General features: G+C 63.4%; 15 protein-coding genes. 1 reads left to right on the forward strand and 14 read right to left on the reverse strand.

Annotated elements, in window-relative coordinates:
* Nucleotides 1–50: 50 nt before the first annotated feature.
* The 11 genes from AC1DOG_RS16830 to AC1DOG_RS16880 all read right to left on the reverse strand — a co-directional run bounded on the left by AC1DOG_RS16830 (nucleotide 51) and on the right by AC1DOG_RS16880 (nucleotide 18,625).
* Entirely contained in the window at nucleotides 51–1,682 is a 1,632-nt protein-coding gene (locus AC1DOG_RS16830; protein ID WP_111563428.1) for an alpha-D-glucose phosphate-specific phosphoglucomutase, read from the reverse strand.
* A gap of 6 nt (nucleotides 1,683–1,688) precedes the next feature.
* Nucleotides 1,689–3,131: a glycogen synthase GlgA gene (gene glgA, locus AC1DOG_RS16835; protein ID WP_047509604.1), complete on the reverse strand. Its 1,443-nt coding sequence runs from the start codon at nucleotides 3,129–3,131 to the stop codon at nucleotides 1,689–1,691.
* 3 nt (nucleotides 3,132–3,134) lie between these two features.
* The gene (glgC, locus tag AC1DOG_RS16840) at nucleotides 3,135–4,397 is read right to left on the reverse strand and encodes a glucose-1-phosphate adenylyltransferase (protein ID WP_018899809.1); all 1,263 of its coding nucleotides are present in this window, start codon (nucleotides 4,395–4,397) and stop codon (nucleotides 3,135–3,137) included.
* Between the two features lie 19 nt (nucleotides 4,398–4,416).
* The gene (gene glgB, locus AC1DOG_RS16845) at nucleotides 4,417–6,624 is read right to left on the reverse strand and encodes a 1,4-alpha-glucan branching protein GlgB (protein WP_477929565.1); all 2,208 of its coding nucleotides are present in this window, start codon (nucleotides 6,622–6,624) and stop codon (nucleotides 4,417–4,419) included.
* The gene (locus tag AC1DOG_RS16850) at nucleotides 6,621–9,083 is read right to left on the reverse strand and encodes a glycogen/starch/alpha-glucan phosphorylase (RefSeq protein WP_477929567.1); all 2,463 of its coding nucleotides are present in this window, start codon (nucleotides 9,081–9,083) and stop codon (nucleotides 6,621–6,623) included. The genes glgB and AC1DOG_RS16850 overlap by 4 nt, the downstream gene beginning before the upstream one ends.
* A 276-nt stretch (nucleotides 9,084–9,359) precedes the next feature.
* Complete coding sequence (locus AC1DOG_RS16855; RefSeq protein WP_477929569.1) at nucleotides 9,360–10,631, reverse strand: pilus assembly protein TadG-related protein; 1,272 nt, start codon at nucleotides 10,629–10,631, stop codon at nucleotides 9,360–9,362.
* The gene (locus tag AC1DOG_RS16860) at nucleotides 10,628–10,762 is read right to left on the reverse strand and encodes a hypothetical protein (RefSeq protein WP_477929570.1); all 135 of its coding nucleotides are present in this window, start codon (nucleotides 10,760–10,762) and stop codon (nucleotides 10,628–10,630) included. The genes AC1DOG_RS16855 and AC1DOG_RS16860 overlap by 4 nt, the downstream gene beginning before the upstream one ends.
* A gap of 98 nt (nucleotides 10,763–10,860) precedes the next feature.
* The gene (locus AC1DOG_RS16865; RefSeq protein ID WP_477929571.1) at nucleotides 10,861–11,832 is read right to left on the reverse strand and encodes a TadE/TadG family type IV pilus assembly protein; all 972 of its coding nucleotides are present in this window, start codon (nucleotides 11,830–11,832) and stop codon (nucleotides 10,861–10,863) included.
* Between the two features lie 151 nt (nucleotides 11,833–11,983).
* The gene (locus AC1DOG_RS16870; RefSeq protein ID WP_477929573.1) at nucleotides 11,984–12,862 is read right to left on the reverse strand and encodes a transglutaminase family protein; all 879 of its coding nucleotides are present in this window, start codon (nucleotides 12,860–12,862) and stop codon (nucleotides 11,984–11,986) included.
* A 4-nt stretch (nucleotides 12,863–12,866) separates the two neighbouring features.
* On the reverse strand, nucleotides 12,867–15,284 hold the full coding sequence (locus AC1DOG_RS16875; protein WP_477929575.1) for a circularly permuted type 2 ATP-grasp protein: 2,418 nt from the start codon (nucleotides 15,282–15,284) through the stop codon (nucleotides 12,867–12,869).
* Between the two features lie 20 nt (nucleotides 15,285–15,304).
* Nucleotides 15,305–18,625 (reverse strand): transglutaminase family protein, encoded by a 3,321-nt coding sequence (locus AC1DOG_RS16880; protein WP_477929577.1) that lies wholly within the window; start codon nucleotides 18,623–18,625, stop codon nucleotides 15,305–15,307.
* 399 nt (nucleotides 18,626–19,024) lie between these two features.
* Between AC1DOG_RS16880 and AC1DOG_RS16885 the strand changes: the two genes are divergently transcribed.
* Entirely contained in the window at nucleotides 19,025–19,405 is a 381-nt protein-coding gene (locus AC1DOG_RS16885; RefSeq protein WP_477929701.1) for a GNAT family N-acetyltransferase, read from the forward strand.
* A 34-nt stretch (nucleotides 19,406–19,439) separates the two neighbouring features.
* Here AC1DOG_RS16885 and AC1DOG_RS16890 read toward each other — a convergent pair whose 3' ends face one another.
* From AC1DOG_RS16890 to AC1DOG_RS16900, 3 genes are all read right to left on the reverse strand, one after another.
* Nucleotides 19,440–20,819 (reverse strand): sensor histidine kinase, encoded by a 1,380-nt coding sequence (locus tag AC1DOG_RS16890; protein ID WP_477929579.1) that lies wholly within the window; start codon nucleotides 20,817–20,819, stop codon nucleotides 19,440–19,442.
* Complete coding sequence (locus tag AC1DOG_RS16895; RefSeq protein WP_477929581.1) at nucleotides 20,816–21,520, reverse strand: response regulator; 705 nt, start codon at nucleotides 21,518–21,520, stop codon at nucleotides 20,816–20,818. The genes AC1DOG_RS16890 and AC1DOG_RS16895 overlap by 4 nt, the downstream gene beginning before the upstream one ends.
* Nucleotides 21,521–21,590: 70 nt before the next feature.
* Nucleotides 21,591–23,441, reverse strand: a complete 1,851-nt coding sequence (locus AC1DOG_RS16900; RefSeq protein ID WP_477929583.1) for a TPR end-of-group domain-containing protein — start codon at nucleotides 23,439–23,441, stop codon at nucleotides 21,591–21,593.
* Between the last annotated feature and the right edge of the window lie 50 nt (nucleotides 23,442–23,491).

Below are 23,491 nucleotides of genomic sequence, written 5' to 3' on the forward strand. Positions count from 1 at the left end.
AGGGGGGTAGAGGCATCCGCTGCTCCCGATCGGGCATTAGAGAGGCTATCTCAGGTGATCACCGAAGGGGCGTCGCGGCCGGTGCGGGACTTGATGTCAGCGATGGTTTCGGCGGCGGCGATGAGGTCGGCCAGCGCTTCCTGGGTCTCGATGTTGTGGCGGCTGGAATCGGGCTCGTAGCGCTCGATGTAGACGCGCAGCGTGGCGCCTGACGTGCCGGTGCCCGACAGGCGGAAGACCACGCGGGAGCCGCCTTCGAACATGATGCGGATACCCTGGTGTTCGCTCACCGACTTGTCGACCGGATCGTGATAGGCGAAATCGTCGGCCTTTTCGACCTTCAGCGGGCCGAAGGTCTTGCCGGGCAGGCTGGAAAGCTGGGCGCGGAGATTATCCACCAGGCCGTTGGCGGCTTCAGTGTCGACGCCTTCGTAGTCGTGGCGCGAATAGTAGTTGCGGCCGTAGGTCTGCCAGTGCTGGGTGACGATGTCCTGAACGCTCTCGCCGCGCACGGCCAGGATGTTCAGCCACATAAGGACCGCCCAAAGGCCGTCCTTTTCGCGCACGTGGTTGGAGCCGGTGCCGGCGCTCTCTTCGCCACAGATCGTCGCCATGTTGGCGTCGAGCAGGTTGCCGAAGAACTTCCAGCCGGTCGGCGTTTCATACATGCCGATGCCGCGCTTTTCGGCGACGCGGTCGGCTGCACCCGAGGTCGGCATGGAGCGCGCGATACCGGTGAGGCCGCCGGAATAGCCGGGGGCGAGGTTGGCGTTGGCGGCGATGATCGCCAGGCTGTCGGATGGGGTGACGAAGATGCCGCGGCCGATGATCAGGTTGCGGTCGCCGTCGCCGTCGGAAGCCGCGCCGAAATCAGGGGCGTCGTCGCCCATCATCTCGTCGTAGAGTTCCTTGCAGTGAACCGGGTTCGGGTCCGGATGGTGGCCGCCGAAATCGGGCAGCGGCATGAAGTTGCGGACCGAGCCGGACGGGGCGCCGAGGCGGTTTTCGAAGATTTCCTTGGCGTAGGGGCCGGTAACGGCGCTCATCGCATCAAACGCGATGCGGAAGCCGAGGCTTATCAGGTTGCGGATGGCGCCGAAGTCGAACAGCTCTTCCATCAGCGCCGTGTAGTCCTCGACGGAGTCCAGCACCGAAAGCAGCATGCCGCCGGGCAGCTCGTCCTTGCCGATACGGTCCAGATTGACGTCGGGGAAATCGGCGATCTTGTAGGTGTCGATCACCTTGGTGCGCGCATAGATCGCGTCGGTGATCTTTTCCGGCGCCGGGCCGCCATTGCTGATGTTGTACTTGATGCCGAAGTCTTCGGTCGGGCCGCCTGGGTTATGGCTGGCGGAGAGAATGATGCCGCCGAAGGCCTTGTATTTGCGGATCACGTGCGAGGCAGCCGGGGTCGAGAGGATGCCGCCCTTGCCGACGATGACCTTGCCGAAGCCATTGGCGGCGGCCATCTTGATCGCCTTCTGAATGACTTCCTTGTTGTAGTAGCGTCCGTCGCCGCCGATGACGAGGGTCTTGCCCTGAAACCCTTCCAGCGAATCAAAAATCGACTGGATGAAGTTTTCCGCATAGTTCGGCTGCTGGAATACCGGAACCTTCTTTCGGAGCCCCGAGGTGCCGGGCTTCTGATCCTGATAGGGGGTGGTGGATACGGACTTGTTCATTTTCTGTCACTTGCCTTTCGGGGCGAGGCTTGAATAGAGGGCAGCATAGCGCTCGGCGCTTTTCTCCCACGAAACATCCGATTTCATGCCCTGCTTTTGCAATTGGGTCCAGACCTTTTGATCGGTATAGAGATGTAGCGCACGGCGGATTGCCTGCAACAGACCGGAAGCGGTCACCGGAGAGAATTGTATCCCGGTTGCCACTTTGGCTGCAAGTGCGGCGTGATTGGCATCGATGACGGTATCGGCAAGGCCGCCCGTATGGGCGACGATCGGCACGCAACCATAGCGCAGGCCATAAAGCTGTGTGAGGCCGCAGGGCTCGAAGCGCGAGGGGATGATGATGGCGTCGGAGCCTGCCTGCATCAGGTGCGACATCGGCTCGTTGTAACCGATCGAAACGCCGATGCGGCCGGGATGGCGGGCGGAGGCGGCGAGCAGCGAGCCCTCAAGCGCCGGATCGCCGGAGCCCAGAATGGCGAGCTTGCCGCCCATGGCGACGATCTCGTCGGCGCAGGCGGCGATCAGGTCCATGCCCTTCTGCCAGGTCAGGCGGCTGATGATGCAGAAGATCGGCGCGTTGTCGTCGTGCAGGCCGAAGAATTCCTGTACGGCGGCGCGGTTGGCGGCGCGGTTCTTCAGCGTCGCGCCGGTGTAATGGGTCTGCAGCACGGCGTCGGTTGCGGGGTCCCAGACCTCGTGGTCGATGCCGTTGACGATGCCGTGCAACGCCTCGATGCGGCTGGCGATGACGCCTTCGAGGCCCATGCCGAATTCGGAGGTCAGGATCTCGCCGGCATAGGATGGGCTGACTGTGGTGATTGCGTGCGCGGTCTTCAGGCCACCCTTCAGGAAGCCGATATTGCCGTAATATTCCAGCGCTTCCACCGAGAAGGCCTGCGGGGGAAGGCGCAGGCCGGAGAAGATCTCGGCGCTGAACTGGCCCTGGAAGGCGATGTTGTGGATGGTAAGGATGCTGGGAAGTTCGGGCGTCGGGTAAAAACGCATGTAGACGGGCGTCATCGCCGCCTGCCAGTCATGCGCATGGACGACGTCCGGGCGCCAACCGGGCATCAGCCCGGCGGCGATCTCGGCGCCGGCAAGCGAGAGCGCGGCAAAGCGGCGCCAGTTGTCGTGGTAGTCCTTGCCTGTTGCGTCCAGATAGGGGCCGCCGGAGCGGTCGTAATAGGCGGGCGCGTCGAGGACGAGGATATCGAGCCCCTCGTGATTGACCTCCAGAACCGTTGCCGGTTCGCCGAGCAAATCGTCGAAGCGCATGCGCACGACGGGGTCGCGTATGACCTTCATCACCGCGGGATAGCCGGGCATCAGCGTCTTGGTTTCGATGCCGAAGCGCTTCAGCGCGATCGGCAGGGCGCCGGCCACATCGGCCAGGCCCCCTGTCTTTATCAATGGGAAGACTTCGGACGAAACCGAAAGAACTTTCATCGTTTACATATCCAGCTTGTCGATCATCGGCTGCGTGATGAGGCAAATCCCGCCTTCGGAGCGGCGGAAACGCTTGGCGTCCAGAACCGGGTCGTCACCAACAACAAGGCCTTCCGGAATGACGACGCCGTGGTCGATCACGACATTCGTCAGCTGCGCGTGGCGGCCGATCTTTACGCTCGGGAGCACGACGGCGCCCTCAAGCTTTGAGTAGGAGTTGGCGCGCACACCGGTAAAGAGCAGGCTGTTGTTCAGCGTGGCACCGGAGATGATGCAATCGCCGGCGATGACCGAGGAGGTCGCAGAGCCGCGGCGGTTTTCGTCGTCGTGGACGAACTTCGCCGGCGGCGAGATCTCGGCATAGGTCCAGATCGGCCAGGACTTGTCGTAGATGTCGAGTTCGGGAACGATCGCCGTCAGGTCGATATTGGCCTGCCAGTAGGCATCGATGGTTCCGACGTCGCGCCAGTAGGGCTCGCGCTCGAAATCGGAGCGCACGCAGGAATTGGCGAAGCGGTGGGCGACGGCCTTACCGTTCTTGACGATATAGGGAATGATGTCCTTGCCGAAGTCGCGGCTGGAATTCGGGTCGGCGGCGTCCCGGCGCAGTTCCTCGATCAGGAACTTGGTGCGGAAGACGTAGATGCCCATCGAGGCGAAGGCGCTGTCCGGCTTGCCGGGAATGGCCGGCGGATCGGCGGGCTTTTCGACGAAATCGATGATGCGGTCGGTCTCGTCGACATGCACGACACCGAAGCCCACGGCTTCCATGCGCGGCACTTCGAGGCAGCCGATGGTGACGTCGGCGCCGCTGTCGACATGCTGCTGCAGCATGTATTCGTAGTCCATCTTGTAGACATGGTCGCCGGCGAGGATGACCATGTATTCGACGCCGTAGTCCTGGATGATGTCGATGTTCTGGTAGACCGCGTCGGCCGTGCCTTCATACCACTGCGTCTCGGAGACGCGCTGGGAGGCCGGCAGGATGTCGAAGCTCTCGTTGCGCTCGGGGCGGAAGAAGTTCCAGCCGCGCTGCATGTGGCGGATCAGCGAGTGCGCCTTGTATTGCGTCGCGACGCCGATGCGACGGATACCGGAGTTCAGCGCGTTGGACAGCGCGAAATCGATGATGCGCGACTTGCCGCCGAAATAGACCGCGGGCTTGGCGCGTCGGTCGGTGAGTTCCTTCAGACGGCTCCCCCGGCCGCCGGCGAGAACATAGGCCATTGCATCGCGGGCAAGTGGCTGAATGCGTTTTTCTACCATTGTCTTCCTCCCACCAGTCTCAAGTCTCAGGTTCAAGCATGATAACCGCCAAAGGCGGCAAGGTCAGTGATGCGACGATGGTGCCGCCGGCGTTGACCGCCTGGACACGACCGCCATTGCCTTTGCCGCTGCCGCCATAGATGTCGGCATCGGTATTCAGGATCTCGCGCCAGCGGCCCTCGGTGGGCAGCCTGACGGCGTAGTTCTCGCGGTATACAGGCGTCATGTTGCAGATGACGGCGACCGGCTTTTCACCCGGCGACTTGCGCAGCCAGGCAAAGACCGAGTTCTCGTGGTCGTCGGCAACCAGCCATTCGAAGCCTTCACCCTCGCAGTCGCGGGCGTGCAGCGCCGGCTTGCTGCGGTAGGTGAAGTTGAGGTCGCGCACCAGGCGGCGCATGCCCTCGTGCATGCGGTACTGAAGCAGGTTCCAGTCGAGCGAGCCGGCCTCGTTCCATTCGCTCCACTGGGCGAATTCCTGGCCCATGAACAACAGCTTCTTGCCGGGATAGCCCCACATCAGCGCGTAGTAGGCGCGCAGATTGGCGAACTTCTGCCAGTCATCGCCGGGCATCTTGGCGATCAGCGAGCCTTTGCCGTGCACCACTTCATCGTGGGAGAGCGGCAGTACGAAGTTTTCCGAGTAGGCGTAGAGCAGGCCGAAGGTCAGCTCATTGTGGTGATGCTTGCGATGCACCGGCTCGCGGCTCATGTAGCTCAGCGTGTCGTGCATGAAGCCCATGTTCCACTTGAAGCCGAAGCCAAGGCCGCCTTCATGCACCGGCTGCGAGACCTTGGGCCATGACGTCGATTCCTCGGCGATGGTCATGACGCCGGGGTGCTCGGCATAGATGCGGGTGTTCATGTTCTGCAGGAAGCGGACGGCCTCGAGGTTCTCGTTGCCGCCATATTCGTTGGGGATCCACTCTCCGTGCTTGCGGGAGTAATCGAGGTAGAGCATCGAGGCGACGGCATCGACGCGCAGGCCGTCGAGATGGAATTTTTCCGACCAGTAGAGCGCGTTGTTGACGAGATAGGACACGACCTCGGTGCGGCCGAAATTGTAGATCGCCGTGTTCCAATCCGGGTGGAAGCCCTTGCGCGGGTCCTCGTGCTCGTAAAGCGCTGTGCCGTCGAACCAGCCCAGCCCATGCGCGTCGGTCGGGAAATGCGCCGGCACCCAGTCGAGGATGACGCCGATGCCGACCTTGTGGGCGCCGTTGACGAAGCGCGCGAAACCCTCCGGCTCGCCGAAGCGGGCGGTGGGGGCATAGAGGCCCGTCGTCTGGTAGCCCCAGGACGGATCGTAGGGGTGCTCGGTGATCGGCAGGAACTCAATATGGGTGAAGCCCATGTCGACACAGTAGGGGATCAGGCGGGCGGCGAGCTCGTCCCAGGAGAGGAACGTGCCATCGTCGCGGCGCTGCCAGGAGCCGGCATGCACCTCGTAGATGGAGATCGGCTGGCGGCGCTTGTCGATCTCGCTCCAGTGCTTGAGATGCGCTTCGTCCTCCCATTCCTGCAAAAGCTCAGGGGTGGTGACCGAGGCGTTCTTCGGGCGCAGCTCGCTGCGGCGGGCGAAGGGGTCCGCCTTGAGCGGCAGCAGCACGCCGTCCTGGCCACGGATCTCGAACTTGTAGGCCACGCCCGTCGGCACATCGGGGGCGAAGATTTCCCAGATGCCGGCGCCTGATCGAAGCCGCATGACATGGCGGCGGCCGTCCCAATTGTTGAAATCGCCGACGACGGAGACGCGCTGCGCATTCGGAGCCCAGACGGCGAAGTGGATTCCTTGAGCGCCCTCGTGCTTGATCCAGTGCGCGCCCATCTTGTCGAAGAGGCGCAGGTCGGAACCCTCGCGGGCGTAGTAATCGTCCATCGGCCCGAGAACGGGGCCGAAGCTATAAGGGTCGGTGACGGCCCATTCGGCGTCGCCACGGCGGGCGCGATAGCGCACCGGCACCTGCTTGTTGACCGAGATGGTGCCGGCGAAGAAGCCATCGGGATGCTGGAGCGACAGATCGCCGATCGCGGTGCCGTCGAGCGACATCGCGGTGACCTCTTCGGCGCCGGGAATGAAGCATCGGGCAACGTAAAAGCTGCCCGATTTGTGGACGCCCAGAACGGCAAACGGATTGGAATGCGCGCCGGCAAGGATCGCCGCTATTTCATCTGCCGAAATTTCCCAGGGAAGCTTGACTTCAGGGGTCGCCTTCGGCGTTTTCATCCGGCTCTCCAGATTTCCTTGGCATACTGCCGGATCGTGCGGTCCGACGAGAACCAGCCCATGCGGGCGGTGTTGCGGATGGTCTTTTCGCTCCAGGCGGCCTTGTCGTTCCAGAGGTCGTCGACTTCGCGCTGGGCCTGGGCGTAGGCATCGAAATCGGCGGCGACCATGAACCAGTCGTGCGAATAGATGCCGTCGATCAGCTCGGAATAGCGGTTGCGGTCATCCGGCGAGAAGACGCCGGAGCCGATGGCCGAGAGCGCCTGCGCGAGCTCATGCGAGCCTTCGATGATGGCGCGCGGGTTGTGGCCGTCAGTGCGCAGGTTGGCGACCTCATCGGCGCGAAGCCCGAAGATCTTGATGTTGTCCTCGCCGACATTGTCGCGCATTTCGACATTGGCGCCATCGAGCGTGCCGATGGTGAGCGCGCCGTTGAGGCCGAACTTCATGTTGCCGGTGCCCGACGCTTCCATGCCGGCGGTCGAGATCTGCTCGGAGAGGTCGGCGGCCGGAACCATGACCTCGGCCAGCGAGACGTTGTAGTTCGGCACGAAGACGACCTTGAGCAGGCCGCGCACGGCCGGGTCGTTGTTGATGGTGCGGGCAACGTCGTTGATCAGCTTGATGATCAGCTTGGCGTTGTGATAGCTCGGCGCCGCCTTGCCGGCGAAGAGTTTTACGCGCGGTACCCAGTCCAGCTCGGGACGCGAGCGGATCTGGTCGTAGAGCGCGACGGCCTCGATGACATTCAGGAGCTGGCGCTTGTATTCGTGGATGCGCTTGATCTGGATGTCGAACATCGCTGACGGATCGATCTTCACGCCCATGCGCGATGCAACCAGATTGGCGAGCGCCATCTTGTTGTTGCGCTTGACCGCCGCGAACTTCTCCTGGAAGGCGCTGTCGGTGGCGAATTTGTCGAGCGCGCGCAGCTTTTCGGCGTCGTCGAGGAAATCGTCGCCGATCGCCTCGCGGATCAGGCCCGTCAGACCCGGATTGCACTGCTGCAGCCAGCGGCGCGGGGTGATGCCGTTGGTCTTGTTGTTGATGCGGTCGGGATAGAGCTTGTGCAGGTCGGCGAAGACGGTGACCTTCATCAGGTCGGTGTGCAGCGCCGAGACGCCGTTGATCGAATGCGAGCCGACGAAGGCGAGGTTGCCCATGCGCACCCGGCGGCTGCCGCCTTCCTCGATCAGCGAGATCGAGCGGATTTCGGTGTCGGAGAAGTTCTTGGTCTTGCGGGCCTCGAGCAGAACCTTGGCGTTGATCGCGTAGATGATCTGCATGTGGCGCGGCAGGAGACGCTCGAACAGCGGCACCGGCCAGCTTTCCAGCGCTTCGGGCAGAAGCGTGTGGTTGGTGTAGGCGATGGTGCCGCGGGTGATGTCCCAGGCCTGGTCGAACTCCAGCCCGTGAACGTCGCAGAGCAGGCGCATCAGTTCGGCGATGGAGACAGCCGGGTGGGTGTCGTTCAGCTGGATCGCCACCTTGTCGGGCAGCGAGGTGAAATCGTCATACTGCTGCAGATGGCGGCGCAGGATGTCCTGCAGCGAGGCGGACGAGAAGAAGAACTCCTGGCGCAGGCGCAGCTCCTGGCCGGCGGGCGTCGCGTCTGCGGGATAGAGAACACGGGTCAGGCTTTCGGCCTTGTTGCTCTCGCGCAGCGCGCCGATATGGTCGCCGGCGTTGAAGGCATCGAGCAGGATCGGGTCGATCGGCTGGGCCGACCAGAGGCGCAGCGTGTTGACACGCTTGCCGCGCCAGCCGACGACCGGCGTGTCGAAGGCGGCGGCGATGACGCGCTCGGCCGGCTTCCAGACATAGCGCGGCTCGCCATCGGCGCCGTTGGCGACATCGACCGAGCCGCCGAAGCCGATTTCATAGGCGCTCTCGCGACGTTCGAATTCCCACGGGTTGCCGTGGGCGAGCCAGCTTTCCGGCAGCTCGACCTGCCAGCCATCGGCCATCTGCTGGCGGAACAGGCCGTGGACATAGCGAATGCCGTAGCCATAGGCGGGTACGTCGACGGTGGCCATGCTTTCCATGAAGCAGGCGGCGAGACGGCCGAGACCGCCATTGCCGAGCGCTGCATCCGGCTCGAGGCCTGCGATGACTGACACATCGACGCCGAGCGAAGCGAGCGCGTCACGTACCTCTTCCATCAGGCCGAGGTTGGACACGGCATCGCGCATCAGGCGGCCGATGAGGAATTCCAGGGATAGATAGTAAACGCGCTTGGCGCCGGTCGAATACACCTTGCGGGTCGAGTCCATCCACTTGTCGATGATGCGGTCGCGGATGACGAGGATGGTTGCCGTCAGCCAGTCATGCGGCTTGGCGACCTTGGCATCCTTGCCGATGCGGTAGGTCAGGCGCTCGATGATTTCTTCTGCGAGAATTTCCGGCTTGGAACTGCGCGGTGCGGGAGAGGGGATGGTGGGCTTCGAAACGGTGGTCATCGTCAGGGCTCGCCAATTCTGTTTTGGTTTCAGTAGGTTATACGTACTTCAATCGATTTACTCACGCACTAGCGATGCAGTTTATGCACCGTTACTACGCACTTGCAACAAGGGAAAACCAGCAAACGGAAAAATTGACGCGGGGCACCCGTGGACGACGGAAAGAACTTGATTTTTATCGGCTTTCTGATTTTGATAGACGCGATTGCACAACAACGAAAAGCCGCTCCGGTTTGTTCCGGAGCGGCTTTTTTGTTTTGCTGGGATCGGACCGGCTTACTGGGTCAGCAGGGTCTTGTCGGAGGCTGCGTCCTGACCGATCTTCTGGAACGCTGCGACCAGATCGCTCATACTCTCAGCCTGGAAGTAATAGCTGGGGCTCGATGCGCAGCTTCTCAGCAGCGCCTGCCCACGACCACCGGCAGGGGCCATGAAGGCAACCGAGTAGATCTTGATATTGTCGGTGTTCTTCGCAGTCGTGCATTCGTTGAGCGTGTTTGTGTCCGAGCTGGTGGCGTTGTTGTTACCATCCGTCATGAAGACGATGTATTTCGTCAATTTGGTGTTACCAGCCGCCGCCTGTACCTTGGCTTCAGAACCTGCTGGGCTATCCAGTAGGCCCGCGTGAGCCGCCTTCATCGGGGCGTAGGATTCTGTGCCGTTGCCGCCGGACAATCCATTGACCAAGGTGCGCGTATCTTTCGTGCCCCATACAAAATTACTGGAACTGCGAACAATGTTGTTCCAACCGATTGCGTTGGTGCGGCTATATTTGGCGGGCTTGGATGGATCAGCCTTTTCCAGTTCGTCCAACAGCAGATTGGCGGCGGTCTTCAGCGCGTCGATCTTCTTGATGTAGCACGGGCTGAACTCGGTAATGGTCGTCCAGCCGCTCCTCTCTGTGATCTGCGTGCCGGATTCGTCCCATTTGGCGCATTTGCTCTTGTTGGGATCCAGCGTCGAGGTGTCGGCCAGCATCGAGCCGGACTGATCGAGGATCATGGTCATGGAAACGGCGCTTCGCTGTTCGCTGATGCCGCTGGTGGAGGTGCTGTTGCTTGCAATGGCGACACTGTCCTGACCGAGGACCTTCATGAGCGGCGTCAGGCTCATGCTGTAGCCTGCGTTCACATTGACCTTGTAGCTCTTGCTGGTCGCGGTCGTCGTCGTCGTGATGGTGACGGTCGTGGAGTTTTTCAGTGCCGTCGTATCGGAGGCGCTGATAGAATTGGCCATTTGTCCGACAACGAAATCCTTTGCCAGTGCCTGAGCCTGTGCATCCGTGGTGACCTTGCCGTTGGCCAGCGCCGTCGCGGCTGCCAAGGCTGCCGAGTCAGCAGCGTCCTGAAGCTGACGCTTCTGCATGGTCATGTTCGAAAGGTCGATGGCAACACCTGCGCTGCCAATCAGTACCGGTAGTACAATGGCCGTGACCATCGCGAAATTTCCGTCCCGATTGGAGATCAATCGGGAAATGCCATTCATCATAAATAGCAAGGTGTTCATCATGCTCACCCAAATAGTTGCTTTTGACAATGTGGCAGTCATGCGCCCAATTCATTGAGCTTGTTTTTACGGGTTTGCTTCAATTTTAACGGAATGTCACTTTCCAACACGAATTCCGGCGGCGTCTGGCTTTCCGCTACATTGTGTCCGGCGCTGTTGCTTTCATGCATCATGATCGCGTCGCGCGACGTGGCCGTCCTCAGGTTTCACGACAGCAAAAAGCCGCCCCGGATCGGTTCGGGGCGGCTTTTCCGTTGCGATGAAATCGATGTTACTGCGTCAGGCGAACGTAAGTGGTGTCCGAGCCGCTGCAGTCGGCGCTGACGGTGTAGAAGAAGTCCTGGGTGGGGCCGCCGCCGCCGTCTTCCCAGGCGTGGCTCTGCTTGGATGCGCAACCGAAATAGGCTTCAAGCGGATAGGCCGTGCCCTTCTGGAGCTGCTTGCCATCGACATAGAGCGAGTCCATCTGGTTGGGGTTGTCCGTGCGCAAGGTGCTGTCATAGACCTGCTTCGATGACTGGTTGCTGGCCGTGCAAAGGACGGTTCGATTGGGGGCGACTTCCTTGCCGGAGTATCCGGTCGGGCAGTAGTCCTTCTTGATCTCCATCTTCAGGATCAGCTTGGTGTAGTTGTCAAGGTTGATGGTCCCCGTCGCCGGTAGCATCGTCATGGTGCCCTTGCCGTCGTCGTTTAGTGTGGTGGGCTGGTAGACGATGGTCGCCAAGGTCGTCTCGGCGGTGCTGCCGGGACGGACGACCATGACGGAGATCTTCTTGTACCAGAAGCCCTTTGCATAGGTCGGGTCGAACGTGATCTTCGTCGGCTTCACCGGGGCGATGGCGGCTGCGTTGACGCCAATCGGAATCGAGTTGTAGTTGGCGATCTTCATCAGCGAGGTATCGACCGTCGCATTCAGGGCAACCTTGAACGTCCGGCCATCGGCGGTCATGCTCGACGTGACATTGCTTGGCATCTGCGCGGAATAGCCCTTGAGGAAGGCCTGGGCCTTGGTGGTGGCTGCAGCAAGATTGGTGCCGTCGAAGACCTTGCCACCTTCCAGCGCGGTTGCGTCGGCAATTTCCTGCAGGTTCGTCCTTTGCGCTGACGCGTTGGAAAAGTCGATCGCGACGCCTGCCGCCAGCAGCAACGGGGTGGCGATCAACGCCGTCACCATGGCGAAGTTGCCGCCACGGTCGTTCGAGAAACGGGCGATCGTGGTCTTAAGCAGGGACAAGGCGCGCATCATGTTCACCGAGATGGTTTTCCAAAGTATGCGAATATCCTTGGACCATCTTTATTTAGGTCAGCTTTATGAGTCTGATCTAATTTTAGCGAATTGTCGCTTTATCGTGCGCTTCGGCTTGATGTCGGCCGCTGGACCTGTTTCGCCGGCCCTACTTCACCGGAATCACATCCACGGCCTGAACCGCCCGCTGGCCGCCGTAGCTCTTCAGCACGCCGATGACGGGGGCGACGTCGGAGTAGTCGCGGCCGTAGCCGACGACGATGTGGTCGGTGCCGGCGGGGATGTTGTTGGTGGGGTCGAGTTCCACCCAGCCGGTCGTCTCGCCGCACCAGACGCGCACCCAGGCATGCATGGCATCGGCGCCTTCCAGCCGCTCCTTGCCCGGTGGCGGGATTGTGCGCAGGAAGCCGGAGACGTAGCCTGCGGGAATGCCGAGGCTGCGCAGCGCCTGGATCATCACATGGCTGAAATCCTGGCAGACGCCGCGCTTCAGCCGGAAGGCCTCGATCGGCGTGGTGTCGACGTTGGTCGCCTCGGCGTCGTATGTGAAGTCCTTGTGGATCGCGGCGCAAAGGGCGGTCGCGATCTCCAGCACGGTCAGCCGGGGCTGGACGACGCTCTGTGCGTAATCCGAAATAACAGGGGTCTCGATCAGGCGCGGGCTGTTGCCGAGGAAATGATGCGGCGAGCCCGGCTTCAGCGACCAAACGCCTGCGATCTCTTCCGGCAGATCGGCGAGCACGGGCGAGAAATCAGCCGTGATCGAGTGGCTCTCGACCTGGACGCGGGCGTGCATGCGGATGTCGAGCTTCTCGTGCGGCGCGCGGACCATGAAGGAGGTCGCGGGATGCTCGAAGAAATCGACGAAATTCGACTGCTCGTCCGGCGTCGGCGATACCTTGATCGAGCCTGCGATCAGGCGCTGGCGATCGGGCAGCGACAGAGGTAGCAGGCGCATGATGTGGCGGGCGCCGGAGGCCGGCCAGTCGTAGCTATAGCCCATGTGCAGCGACAGATCGTAGAGCACAACATCACCCCAGATAGGTTTGCGCGAGGAGATCGGAGAGGTTTTCGAGCTCGCGTTCGAGGCTGCGATAGACGTCGTCGGTCATCGTCTCGGGCGTCATGACGGCGAGGCCGGAGCGCAGGCGCATGGATTCGCGGTAGAAGGGCGACATCTGGCCGTTGGTGAGCGCATTCGGCAGCTGCTCGACCTCGCGCAGGATCTCGTTCATCTGGAAGAGGATCGAGCGCGGGTTGAGCGGGTCGAGCGCCAGAAGGTCGGTGACGGTCAGCCGCGCGGTGTTGACGTTGTAGCGGCGGCGGTGGGTCATGACGCTGTCGCCGATTTCAAGCAGCATGTCGAGCGCGCCATCGGGCGCTTCGGGGCCGGACATGTGGCCGAGCAGGCGGGTCATGTGCAGGGCGCGCTCGATATGGCGGCCGAGCGAGAGGAAGCGCCAGCCGGTGAAGCGATACATGTTTTCATGCACGAGACCGGCGAAGCCCGCGAGCTTGCGCAACAGGATCGTCATCGCATGGCTGGCGTCGTCGCCCGGCGACACTGTCGCGTGGAAGCGGCGGGCGGTCTTGGCGAGGTCTGTCAGCGCCAGCCAGCCATCCGGCGAGAAGCGGTCGCGGATGTTGCTCGCCGAATAGACGGCGCTGTCGATGTTGCGCAGCAGCGTGTCTGGCACCGCGTCCTCGGTGTCGATATCGACGGCGTCGAGATAGGCGCTGACATCGGCCAGCAGCGGCTGGTTCGGATCGGCGGCCTCGGCGAAGCGGGCGTGCCAGGCGCGCAGGATGCGCAGCGCCCCTTCGGCGCGCTCGATGTAGCGGCCGAGCCAGAAGAGATTGTCGGCGGCGCGGCTGGGCAGGCTGCCCGGCATGTTGCGGGTGAAGCTAGCCTCTGTCGGCAGCAGCGTGTGGCGCTCGACGGGCTTGTCAGAAACGATCCAGACGTCGGCGGCCGCACCACCCGACTGCATGGCGATCGCCGCTACGTCGTCGCCGGCGCCGATGCGGGCGAAACCGCCGGGCATGATCTGCCAGCCGTTCTTTGTGCGGGCGGCGAAGACGCGCAGCGACATCGGCCGCGGCACCAGCTTGCCGTTCACCCAGCTTGGCGTGGTCGAGAGCGTCACGGCTTCCTGGCCGACGAGCTTGGGGCCATCGGTGTTCAGCCAGTCGCCGATGGAATCGCGGGCGGTGGCGCGCAGCGCCGAGCCGAGCACGGATTCACCATTGTCGTCGAAGAAGGGCGCGCGCGAATAGGCCGGGCCGATCACCATCTTCTCGATGTTCTGGGCGACATGATCGCGCTCGCTCTTCTGGCCGCACCACCAGGTGGCGATCGACGGCATCTTCAGCTCCTGGCCAAAGAGGCGGCGGCAGATGGTGGGCATGAAGGCGAGCAGCGCGCGCGTTTCGATGATGCCGCTTCCGAGCGCATTGACGATGGTGACGCTTTCGGCGCGCAGCGCTTCCACGAGGCCCGGCGTGCCGATGTGCGAGGTCTGGTTGAGCTCGAGCGGATCGGCATAGGCGGAATCGAGGCGGCGCCAGAGCACGGTGATCGGCTTCAGGCCGGAGACGGTGCGCACCATCACCTTGCCGTTGACAACAGTCAGGTCCTCGCCCTCGAGCAGCATGAAGCCGAGATAGCGGGCGATATAGGCGTGTTCGTAATAGGTCTCGTTGGCGGGGCCGGGGGTCAAGACGGCGATGCGGTCGTCGCCGCTGTGCTTCATGCCCTGCAGCGCATCGCGGAAGGCGCCGAAGAAGGAGGCGAGGCGGTGCACCGGGGTTTCCGCATAGATATCGGAAAAGGCGCGGGTGGTCGCCACCCGGTTTTCCAGCGCGAAGCCGGCGCCTGATGGGGCCTGGGTGCGGTCTGCCAGAACCCACCAGTTGCCGTCTGGGCCACGGCCGACCTCGAAGGCGCAGAAATGCAGATAGTGGCCGCCGGCCGGCTTGACGCCGACGAGCGGGCGCTGAAACTCCGGATTGGAGGCGATCAGCGCCGGCGGCAGCACGCCATCCTCGACCAGCCTGTTGTCGCCATAGATATCGGCGACGATCGCTTCGAGCAGATCGGCGCGCTGGACGAGGCCTTCCGACAGGCTCTCCCATTCGCGCTCGTCGATCAGCACCGGGATGGGGGATAGCGGCCAGGAACGCTCGGCGCTGCCGGTGCTGCCATAGGCGCGGTAGAAGACGCCGGCATCGCGCAGATAGCGGTCGGCGCGGGCGAAGCGCTCGGTCAGGTCCTTTTCCGGCATGCCGCTCAGATGCGCCATGAAGCGCTGCCAGACCGGGCGGATCGCGCCGTTCTGGTCGACCATCTCGTCGGCGACGCCAGGCGGCGGGCGATAGCCGAGCACCGCCTCGTTGCCGATGCGCTCGCTCTTCTGCTGCCGCAGCTCTCTTGCCGGTTTCTTGCCCATGAACCCCTAGTCTAATGCGTCTAAATGCCTGCCGGCCGTCTCAGGTCCAGCGTCAGCGGGAACTCCGGCGATCCGGTCTCGATCGCGGGGATATAGCCGCCCGATGTATGTCCCCATGGCTCGAATCGCGCCAGACGTCTGGCTTCGGCTTCGTTACCATTGACCGGGAAGGTGTCATAGTTACGCCCGCCCGGATGGGCAACATGATAGATGCAGCCGCCGATCGAACGCTTCGACCATGTATCATAAATGTCGAAGGTCAGCGGCGTGTTGACCGGCAGTAGCGGGTGCAATCCCGACGCCGGCTGCCATGCCTTGAAGCGGACACCGGCCACTGAGATGCCGGCGGTGCCCGTCGGCGTCAGCGGCACGGTGCGGCCGTTGCAGGTGACGGTGTAGCGGGAGGAATTGCTGGTTTCGAGCCTGACCTGCAGGCGCTCGACGGAGCTGTCGACATAGCGCACGGTGCCACCGATCGCGCCTTCCTCGCCCATGACGTTCCAGGGCTCCAGCGCCTGGCGCAGCTCCAGCTTCGAGCCCTCGTATTCGACCTCGCCGCAGAAGGGGAAGCGGAATTCGAGCTGGGCCTTGAACCATTCCGGGCTGAGGTCGAAGCCGTTCTGTTTGAGATCGGCGAGCACGTCCTGGAAATCCTGCCAGACGAAGTGCGGCAGCATGAAGCGGTCGTGCAGCGTGGTGCCCCAGCGCACGAAGCGGCCATCGGCGGGGTTCTGCCAGAAGCGGGCGATGAGGGCGCGGACCAGAAGCTGCTGGGCAAGCGACATGCGCGCGTTCGGCGGCATCTCGAAGCCGCGGAACTCCACGAGGCCGAGGCGGCCGGTCGGGCCGTCGGGCGAAAACAGCTTGTCGATGCAGATCTCGGCGCGGTGGGTGTTGCCGGTGACGTCGATCAGCAGGTTGCGGAACAGGCGGTCGGTGATCCAGGGCAGGGGCGTCGGTCCACGGCCGGGCGCGGGGATCTGGGCGAGTGCTGTTTCCAGCTCGTAGAGGCTGTCGTGTCGGGCCTCGTCGATGCGCGGCGCCTGGCTGGTCGGGCCGATGAACATGCCTGAAAACATATAGGAGAGCGAAGGATGGCGCTGCCAGTGCAGCACCAGGCTCTTCAGCAGATCCGGACGGCGCAGGAACGGGCTGTCGCCGGGATTGGCGCCGCCGACCACCACATGGTTGCCGCCGCCGGTGCCGGTGTGGCGGCCGTCGATCATGAACTTGTCGGCGCCGAGCCGCGACTGGCGGGCTTCCTCGTAGACGACGCTGGTGATCGCCACGCAGTCCTGCCAGTTCGACGCCGGGTGGATGTTGACCTCGATGACGCCGGGGTCCGGCGCGACGCGGATGACGTTGATGCGCTCGTCCTGCGGTGGCGAGTAGCCCTCGATATGGACGGGCAGGCCGAGCTCGGCGGCGGCGTTTTCGGCGGCCGCGATCAGCTCGAGATAGTCCTCGATGCGCTCGACCGGCGGCATGAAGACGCAAAGCCGGCCATCGCGCGGCTCCACCGAGATCGCGGTGCGCACGGCGCCGCCGATCTCGCCCAGCGTCTGCTCGACGCGGCTCTGGCCGGCCTCTTCGCTGTGGCGCGAGGCTTCCGGCATGGCGCGGCCCGAGGGTACGAAGACATCGGGCAGCGGCCTGCGGGGAATGGATGGGTCGGCGGGGTGGATATAGGGGAAGCGCGCGGGGGGGACGTAGGGCAGGGTTCCGAGCGGCAGGCGGTAGCCGACGGGGCTGTCGCCGGGCACGAGGAAGATCTTGCCGCGACGAGTCTTCCAGCGTTCGCTCATCCAGCGCTGGCCGGATGCCTGGGCGTTCCAGGCCTGGACGGGGAGGATGTAGCCTGTCGGCGTCGTCAGGCCGCGCTCGAAGACGCGGGCGATGCGGTTGCGTTCTTCCGGGTCCTTCAGCTTGGAATTCGAGGGATCGACATTGTCGGGGAGGCTGCCTTCCTTGAGGATCCATTCTGCCGGGTCCTCATAGGCCGGGAGCACCATGTCGGGTTCGATGGCGAGTTCGCGGGCGATGGCGCCGAGGAGGTTGGCGGCGTCGTCGGCCGCGACACCGGTGTCCTTGCCTTCGCCGGCGATGAGATCAGGATCGCGCCAGATCGGCTTGCCGTCCTTGCGCCAATAGAGCGAGAAGGTCCAGCGCGGCAGGCTTTCGCCGGGATACCACTTGCCCTGGCCATAATGCAGGAAGCCGCCGGGGGCGAAGCGCTCGCGCAGCTTGCGGATCAGGATATCGGCCTTTTCGCGCTTGGTCGGGCCGACGGCCTCGGTGTTCCATTCGGCGGATTCGAAATCGTCGATCGAGACGAAGGTCGGCTCGCCACCCATGGTGAGGCGGACGTCTTCGGCCAGCAAAATGCTGTCGACCTTGGCGCCGAGGGCGTTGAGCTCGTCCCAGCTGTCGTCGGAGAAGGGCTTGGTGATGCGCGGATGTTCGGCGACGCGCGTGACCTTCATGTCGAAGGCGAATTCGGTGTTGGCGTGGCCGTAGAGCGCGCCGGATATGGGCGCGGCGTTGCTGTAGTGCGGGGTGGCGGCAAGGGGGATGTGGCTTTCGCCGGTCAGGAGGCCGGAGGTCGGGTCGAGACCGATCCAGCCGGCGCCGGGGATGTAGACTTCCGCCCAGGCATGCAGATCGGTGAAATCGACCTCGGTGCCGGAGGGGCCGTCGAGCGCCTTCAGATCGGGCGTCAACTGGATGAGATAGCCGGAGACGAAGCGGGCGGCGAAGCCGAGATTGCGAAGGATTTCGACCAGCAGCCAGCTACTGTCGCGGCAGGAGCCGAGCGCCAGCCTCAGCGTCTCCTCCGGCGACTGCACGCCGGGCTCCATGCGGATGACGTATTCGACGTCGTTCTTCAGCCGGGCATTGAGGCCGACGATGAAATCGGTGGTGCGCATCGGGGTGCGGTCGATGCCTGAGAGATAGGCTGCCAGCGCCGGCTCCACCGGCTGCGGCTGCATGTAGATCTTCAGGTCGTCCCTGATTTCCTCCGGATAGGAGAAGGGCCACATCTCGGCGCTCTCCTCGATGAAGAAATCGAAGGGGTTGTAGACCGTCATGTCGGCGACAAGATCGACCTCGATCTTGAACTCGGTCACCGGGTCGGGGAAGACGTAGCGGGCCAGATAATTGCCGTAGGGATCCTGCTGCAGGTTCACGAAATGGTTCGCCGGCGAGACCTTCAGCGAATGGCTGATCACCCGCGTCTTGGAATGCGACGCGGGCTTGAGGCGGATGATCTGAGGCCCGAGGCGGACCGGCTTGTCGTATTTGTAATGCGTCAGGTGATAGATGCTGGCTTTGATCGACATGGACTGCCTTATCCGCGGCCGTATCGTTGTACGGCATTTGCTGTTCCCGAGTGCAGTGTGTGCAATGCAGCGAGAGAATGCAAGGCGGGAGGGGTGGTTTGGCGGTCGTGCGTTTGTGCCGTATCATCGTGTTGGATGGGAGATCATTTCATGACGACAGTGACGGTAACGGAGCAGGGCAACGCGACTTTGCCGAAAGAGGTGTTGGAGCATCTTGGAATCCGACCCGGCGAGGCGATGAGGATCGATCTGCTGCCAGATGGGCGCGCGGAACTCAAAGCGTCCAAGGGCAACGGTTACTGGCATGAACTCGGCGGCATGCTGAAGGGCAAGACCAACGGCAGGACGCTGTCGATCGAGGAAATCAACGATGCCGTCGCCGAGGCCGGAACGGCCGGAATCGTTATCAAGGTCGATCCATTTCCCTCGAATGATGAACTCAACAGCCTTTGGGTGGAAGCCTGGGGCGATCATGACACCCGGGATTTCGGTAAGGTACTCGCTCGCAGTCTCACCCATCTCGGAGCCTACGAGGGCCCGCGCCTAGTAGGATTTGTCAACGTCGCGACGGATGGTGGTCTGCACGCATTCATTCTGGACACCTGCGTCACGCCTGATATGCGGGGGAAGGGGATTGCCACCATGTTGGTCGAGGAAGCGATACATGTTGCCCGAGACAGAGGCGCAACATGGCTGCATGTCGACTTTGAACCGCATCTGACCTCATTTTATCGTGGTTGCGGTTTCAGATCGACAGAAGCAGGTCTAATTCAGCTGTAGGACGGGCGCGTAGCCCTCCGTATCGATGATCTCCTCATCCTCCGGCAAACGTCACCACTGCCTTCAACCCTCGTCCATCACCACCGGGACCGAGGTCGAGCCTGGCATTGAACAACCCGCAAATCTCCTCGACGATCGGCAAGCCCAATCCAGCACCTGGTGCGCCGGATTGGTCGGCGCGGGAGAAGCGGCGGCGGACGGCGGCGAGTTGATCGGGCGGGATGCCGGGGCCGTTGTCTTCGACTTCGAGCAGCACGGCATCGTCGAGACCACGGATGCGGACGGTGACTTCGGCGCCGTGGCCGGCATAGGCGATGGCGTTGCCTGTGAGGTTGCGCAGGAGTTCGCCGATCAGGAGCGGTTCGGCGCGGATCATTTCTTGCTTGTCGCCCTCGAAGCCGAGATCGATGCCGGCGGCGGACGCTGTCGGGATGAGTTCGCCGGTGATCTCCTGGGCGATGGCGGTGAGGTCGATGGCGGTCGCGGTCAGCGCCTCGCGCGAGGTTGCGGCGTCGATCTTCGCCATCAGGAGCAGTTGGGCGAGCACGCGTTCGGCATGCGCCACGGCCTGGTCGCCCTTCAGCGCCACGGCCTGGGCATCGGCGAGCGAGGTGGCGCGGGCGGAAAGCGCGAGCTGCGTGCGGATGATGGCGAGCGGGGTGCGCAGCTGGTGGCTGGCATTTCCGGTGAAGTTGCGCAGCGCGTCCAGCGCCTGTTCGAGCCGGATCATGAAACCGTTGACGGTATCGACCAGCGGCTGGACTTCGCTCGGGACGGATTGCTCGATCGGGTGCAGGTCGTCGGGACTGCGCTCGCCGATCGCGTCGCGCAGCTTGTAGAGCGGGCGCAGCGCCACGGTGACCGAGATCCAGACGATGATGGCGGCGCCGAGGATCATCACGGAGAGGCGCAGCGCCGAGCGCAGCAGGATGGCACGGGCGAGCTGGCGGCGGGCGATGGTGGTTTCGGCGACGGTGACGGTGAAGGGCACCGAGCGGATGCCTGTCGAGGCCGAGCGGTTGAGGGTGGCGACACGGATCGGCTCGTTGCGGAAGCGATCGTCGGCGAAGGCAGCGCCGTCGCCCTTGGTGTCCTTGATGACTGGCAGAGCCTGGTAGCCGGTGATAAAGTCGCCGGGCGGGCCGTCGACGCGGTAGAAGACGCGGTCCTGTGCGGCCGATGTCAGCATTTCCAGTGCCACATATGGGATGTCGACCTGCAGCGAACCATCCTCGGCAACCACGACGCGCTCGGCGATCGCCAGCGCCGAGCCGGCGAGAACGCGGTCGGAGACGATGTTGGAGGTCTGCACGGCCTCGCGGTAGGTGTCGGCCAGCGCCACGATGCCGATGACGGCGGTCGAGATCAGCAGCCAGAAGAGCAGTCGGCGGCGGAGCGAATAGGCCGACGTCATGAGGCCTCGGGGCTTGCGGCGCCTGGTACAGGCTCGGGCAGCTTGTCGAGATAGTAGCCGATGCCGCGTGCGGTTTTTACCGTCAGGCCGTGTGGGGCGAGACGCTTTCTGAGGCGGCTCACATATTGCTCGATCGCATTGGCGGAGATGTCGTCGTCGAAGGCGGTGAGCGACTGGATGATCGCTTCCTTGGCGACCACCTTGCCGGCGCGCATGAAGAGGATTTCGAGCAGGCCGAGCTCGCGGGCGGGGATGTCGAGCGGCGTGCCGCCGGAGAAGAAGGCGCGGGAGTTCAGATCGAGCGACAGGCCGCCGAAGCTGACGGTCGCCGAATGTAGGCCGGCCTGGCGGCGTAGGAGAACGCGCACGCGAGCCTCGAATTCGGAGATGTCGAAGGGCTTGATCAGGTAGTCGTCGGCACCGAGGTCGAGGCCTTTGACGCGTTCTTCCGGGGTGCCGCGGGCGGTGAGGATCAGGACGGCGGCCTGGTTCTGGCGGGCGCGCATGGCGCGCAGCACGTCGAGGCCGTCCATCTCAGGGAGGTTGAGATCGAGCACCACGAGGTCGAAGCTCTCGGCCGCTGTCACCGCATTGGCGGATGCGCCATCATGGACGACATCGACGGCATGGCCGGTGCCGCGCAGAATGGCCGACAGCCCGTCGGCCAGCGCGATATTGTCCTCCACCAGTAGAATGCGCACGGATGTTCCCTTGATTTTTGCCGGAGACTACAGGGCGGCGCTGGCGATGTCACGATGCGCTTTTATGGCTTCACTGCTGCGCGATGGCCGCCATCAGCTCGATGAAGCGCGGGTCGGAGCGGATGTTGTCGAGGTCTGAATCGTTTTCGAACCAGCCGATCTGGTAGGAGGAGCTGTTGGGCAGCAATTGCTGCATATGCTCGACGGCGCTGTCGGTTTCTCCGAGCAAAGCGTGGACGCAGACGGCGTTATAGCGGGTGATGACGTCGTGCGGGTCCATGGCGAGCGCGCGGTTGATCCAGGAGATGGCGCGCCTGTCGTCGCCGATCTGCGCGTAGGCAAGCGCCGCGCGGTGGACGGGAGCGGAGTTGCCGGGGTTCTGCTCGGCGGCGCGCTCGGCGCGGACAGCCCCTTCGGCCGCCCATTTGCGGCCATCCTCGGGAAGTCCGAGCGAGCGGAAGGCGGCGGCGAGCAGGACCGGGGAGACGTAGTCATCGCCGTAGAGGCTGGCGGAGCGCTCGAAATAGATGATCGCATCCTCGAACTGGCCGCGCTTGAACAGGCGGTGGGCGAAGTGGAAATTGGCCTCGAAGAGATTGGGATCGAGCGCCAGCGCCCGGGCGAAATAGATGTCGGCTTCTGCATCGCGGGCGGCGTGATGGAGCGCGATGGCACGGGCGGCGTGGGCTTCGGCGAGATCGGGGTCGAGCGCCAGCGCCTTGGCGGTCATCTCGAGGATTTCGTCGATCGGCAGCTCGGCGGCGTACCAGATGTAAAGCGCGCTGTCGCAATCGGCGATGCCGGCATAGGCGCGGGCATAGTTCGGATCGAGCTCGACCGCCTTGTAGAACATGCGCCTGGCCATGATCAGATAGGACATGGTCATGGTGCGGGCGAATTTGCGGCCGCGCAGATAGTAGGTGTAGGCCTCGACATTGGTGGTGGGGTCGCTTTCGATGGCGCGCACTTCCTCCGGGCGCATCTTCACCTTCAGCTGGCCGACGATCGCGTGGGCGATCTCGTCCTGGATGGCGAAGATGTCGGTGAGGTCGCGGTCGTAGCGATCGGCCCAGAGGTGGTCCTCGTTGCAGGCATCGATCATCTGGGCGCTGATGCGCACGCGGCCGCCGGATGTGCGTACGCTGCCCTGCAGCACGTAGCGAACCGAGAGCTCGCAGGCGATCTGGCCGATCTTCATGGCCCGGCCCTTGTAGGCGAAGGTGGTGTTGCGCGGGGTGACCAGCAGGCCCGAGATCTTCGACAGGTCGGTAATGATGTCTTCCGTCAGGCCGTCGGAGAAATACTCCTGGTCCGGGTCGCCGCTCATGTTGGTGAAGGGCAGCACGACGATGGAGCGCGTGCCTGCGGTCGGCGTTTCGGACGCCAAGCCCGTGCTCTGATCGGGGAGATCGACGAGAACGGCGTAGACGTGGACCTTCTGCTCGATGTTCTTCAGCGTCTGGCGGCCGCGGTCCTCGAAGCGCAGATCGAGACGGGCGCCGACATGGTCGCGGACCGAGGAGGAGACGGCGATGCCGCCGGGGTCCGCCACGGCCTCGAGACGAGCGGCGACATTGACGCCGTCGCCGAAGATATCGCCACCCTCGACGATGACATCGCCGAGATTGACGCCGATGCGAAAGCGGATGCGGCGTTCCTCGGGCACCTCGGCATTGCCGAGTGCTACGCCGCGCTGGATTTCGACGGCGCAGGCGACGGCGTTGACGACGCTGCCGAATTCCACAAGCAGGCCATCGCCGAGCAGCTTCACCACCCGGCCGCCATATTCGAGGATCGCCGGCTCGATCAGCTCGACGCGGTAACGGTTGAAGGCCTTCAGCGTGCCAGCCTCGTCGATGCCCATCAGCCTGGAATAACCGACGACATCGGCGGCGAGAATGGCTGTCAGTCGTCGCTCCAATGCGGCCTCCGTGTGATAGGGCAACTGGGTCGCGGGAAGTCTAACGTCTT

The organism is Rhizobium sp. 01N48, from assembly GCF_056399145.1.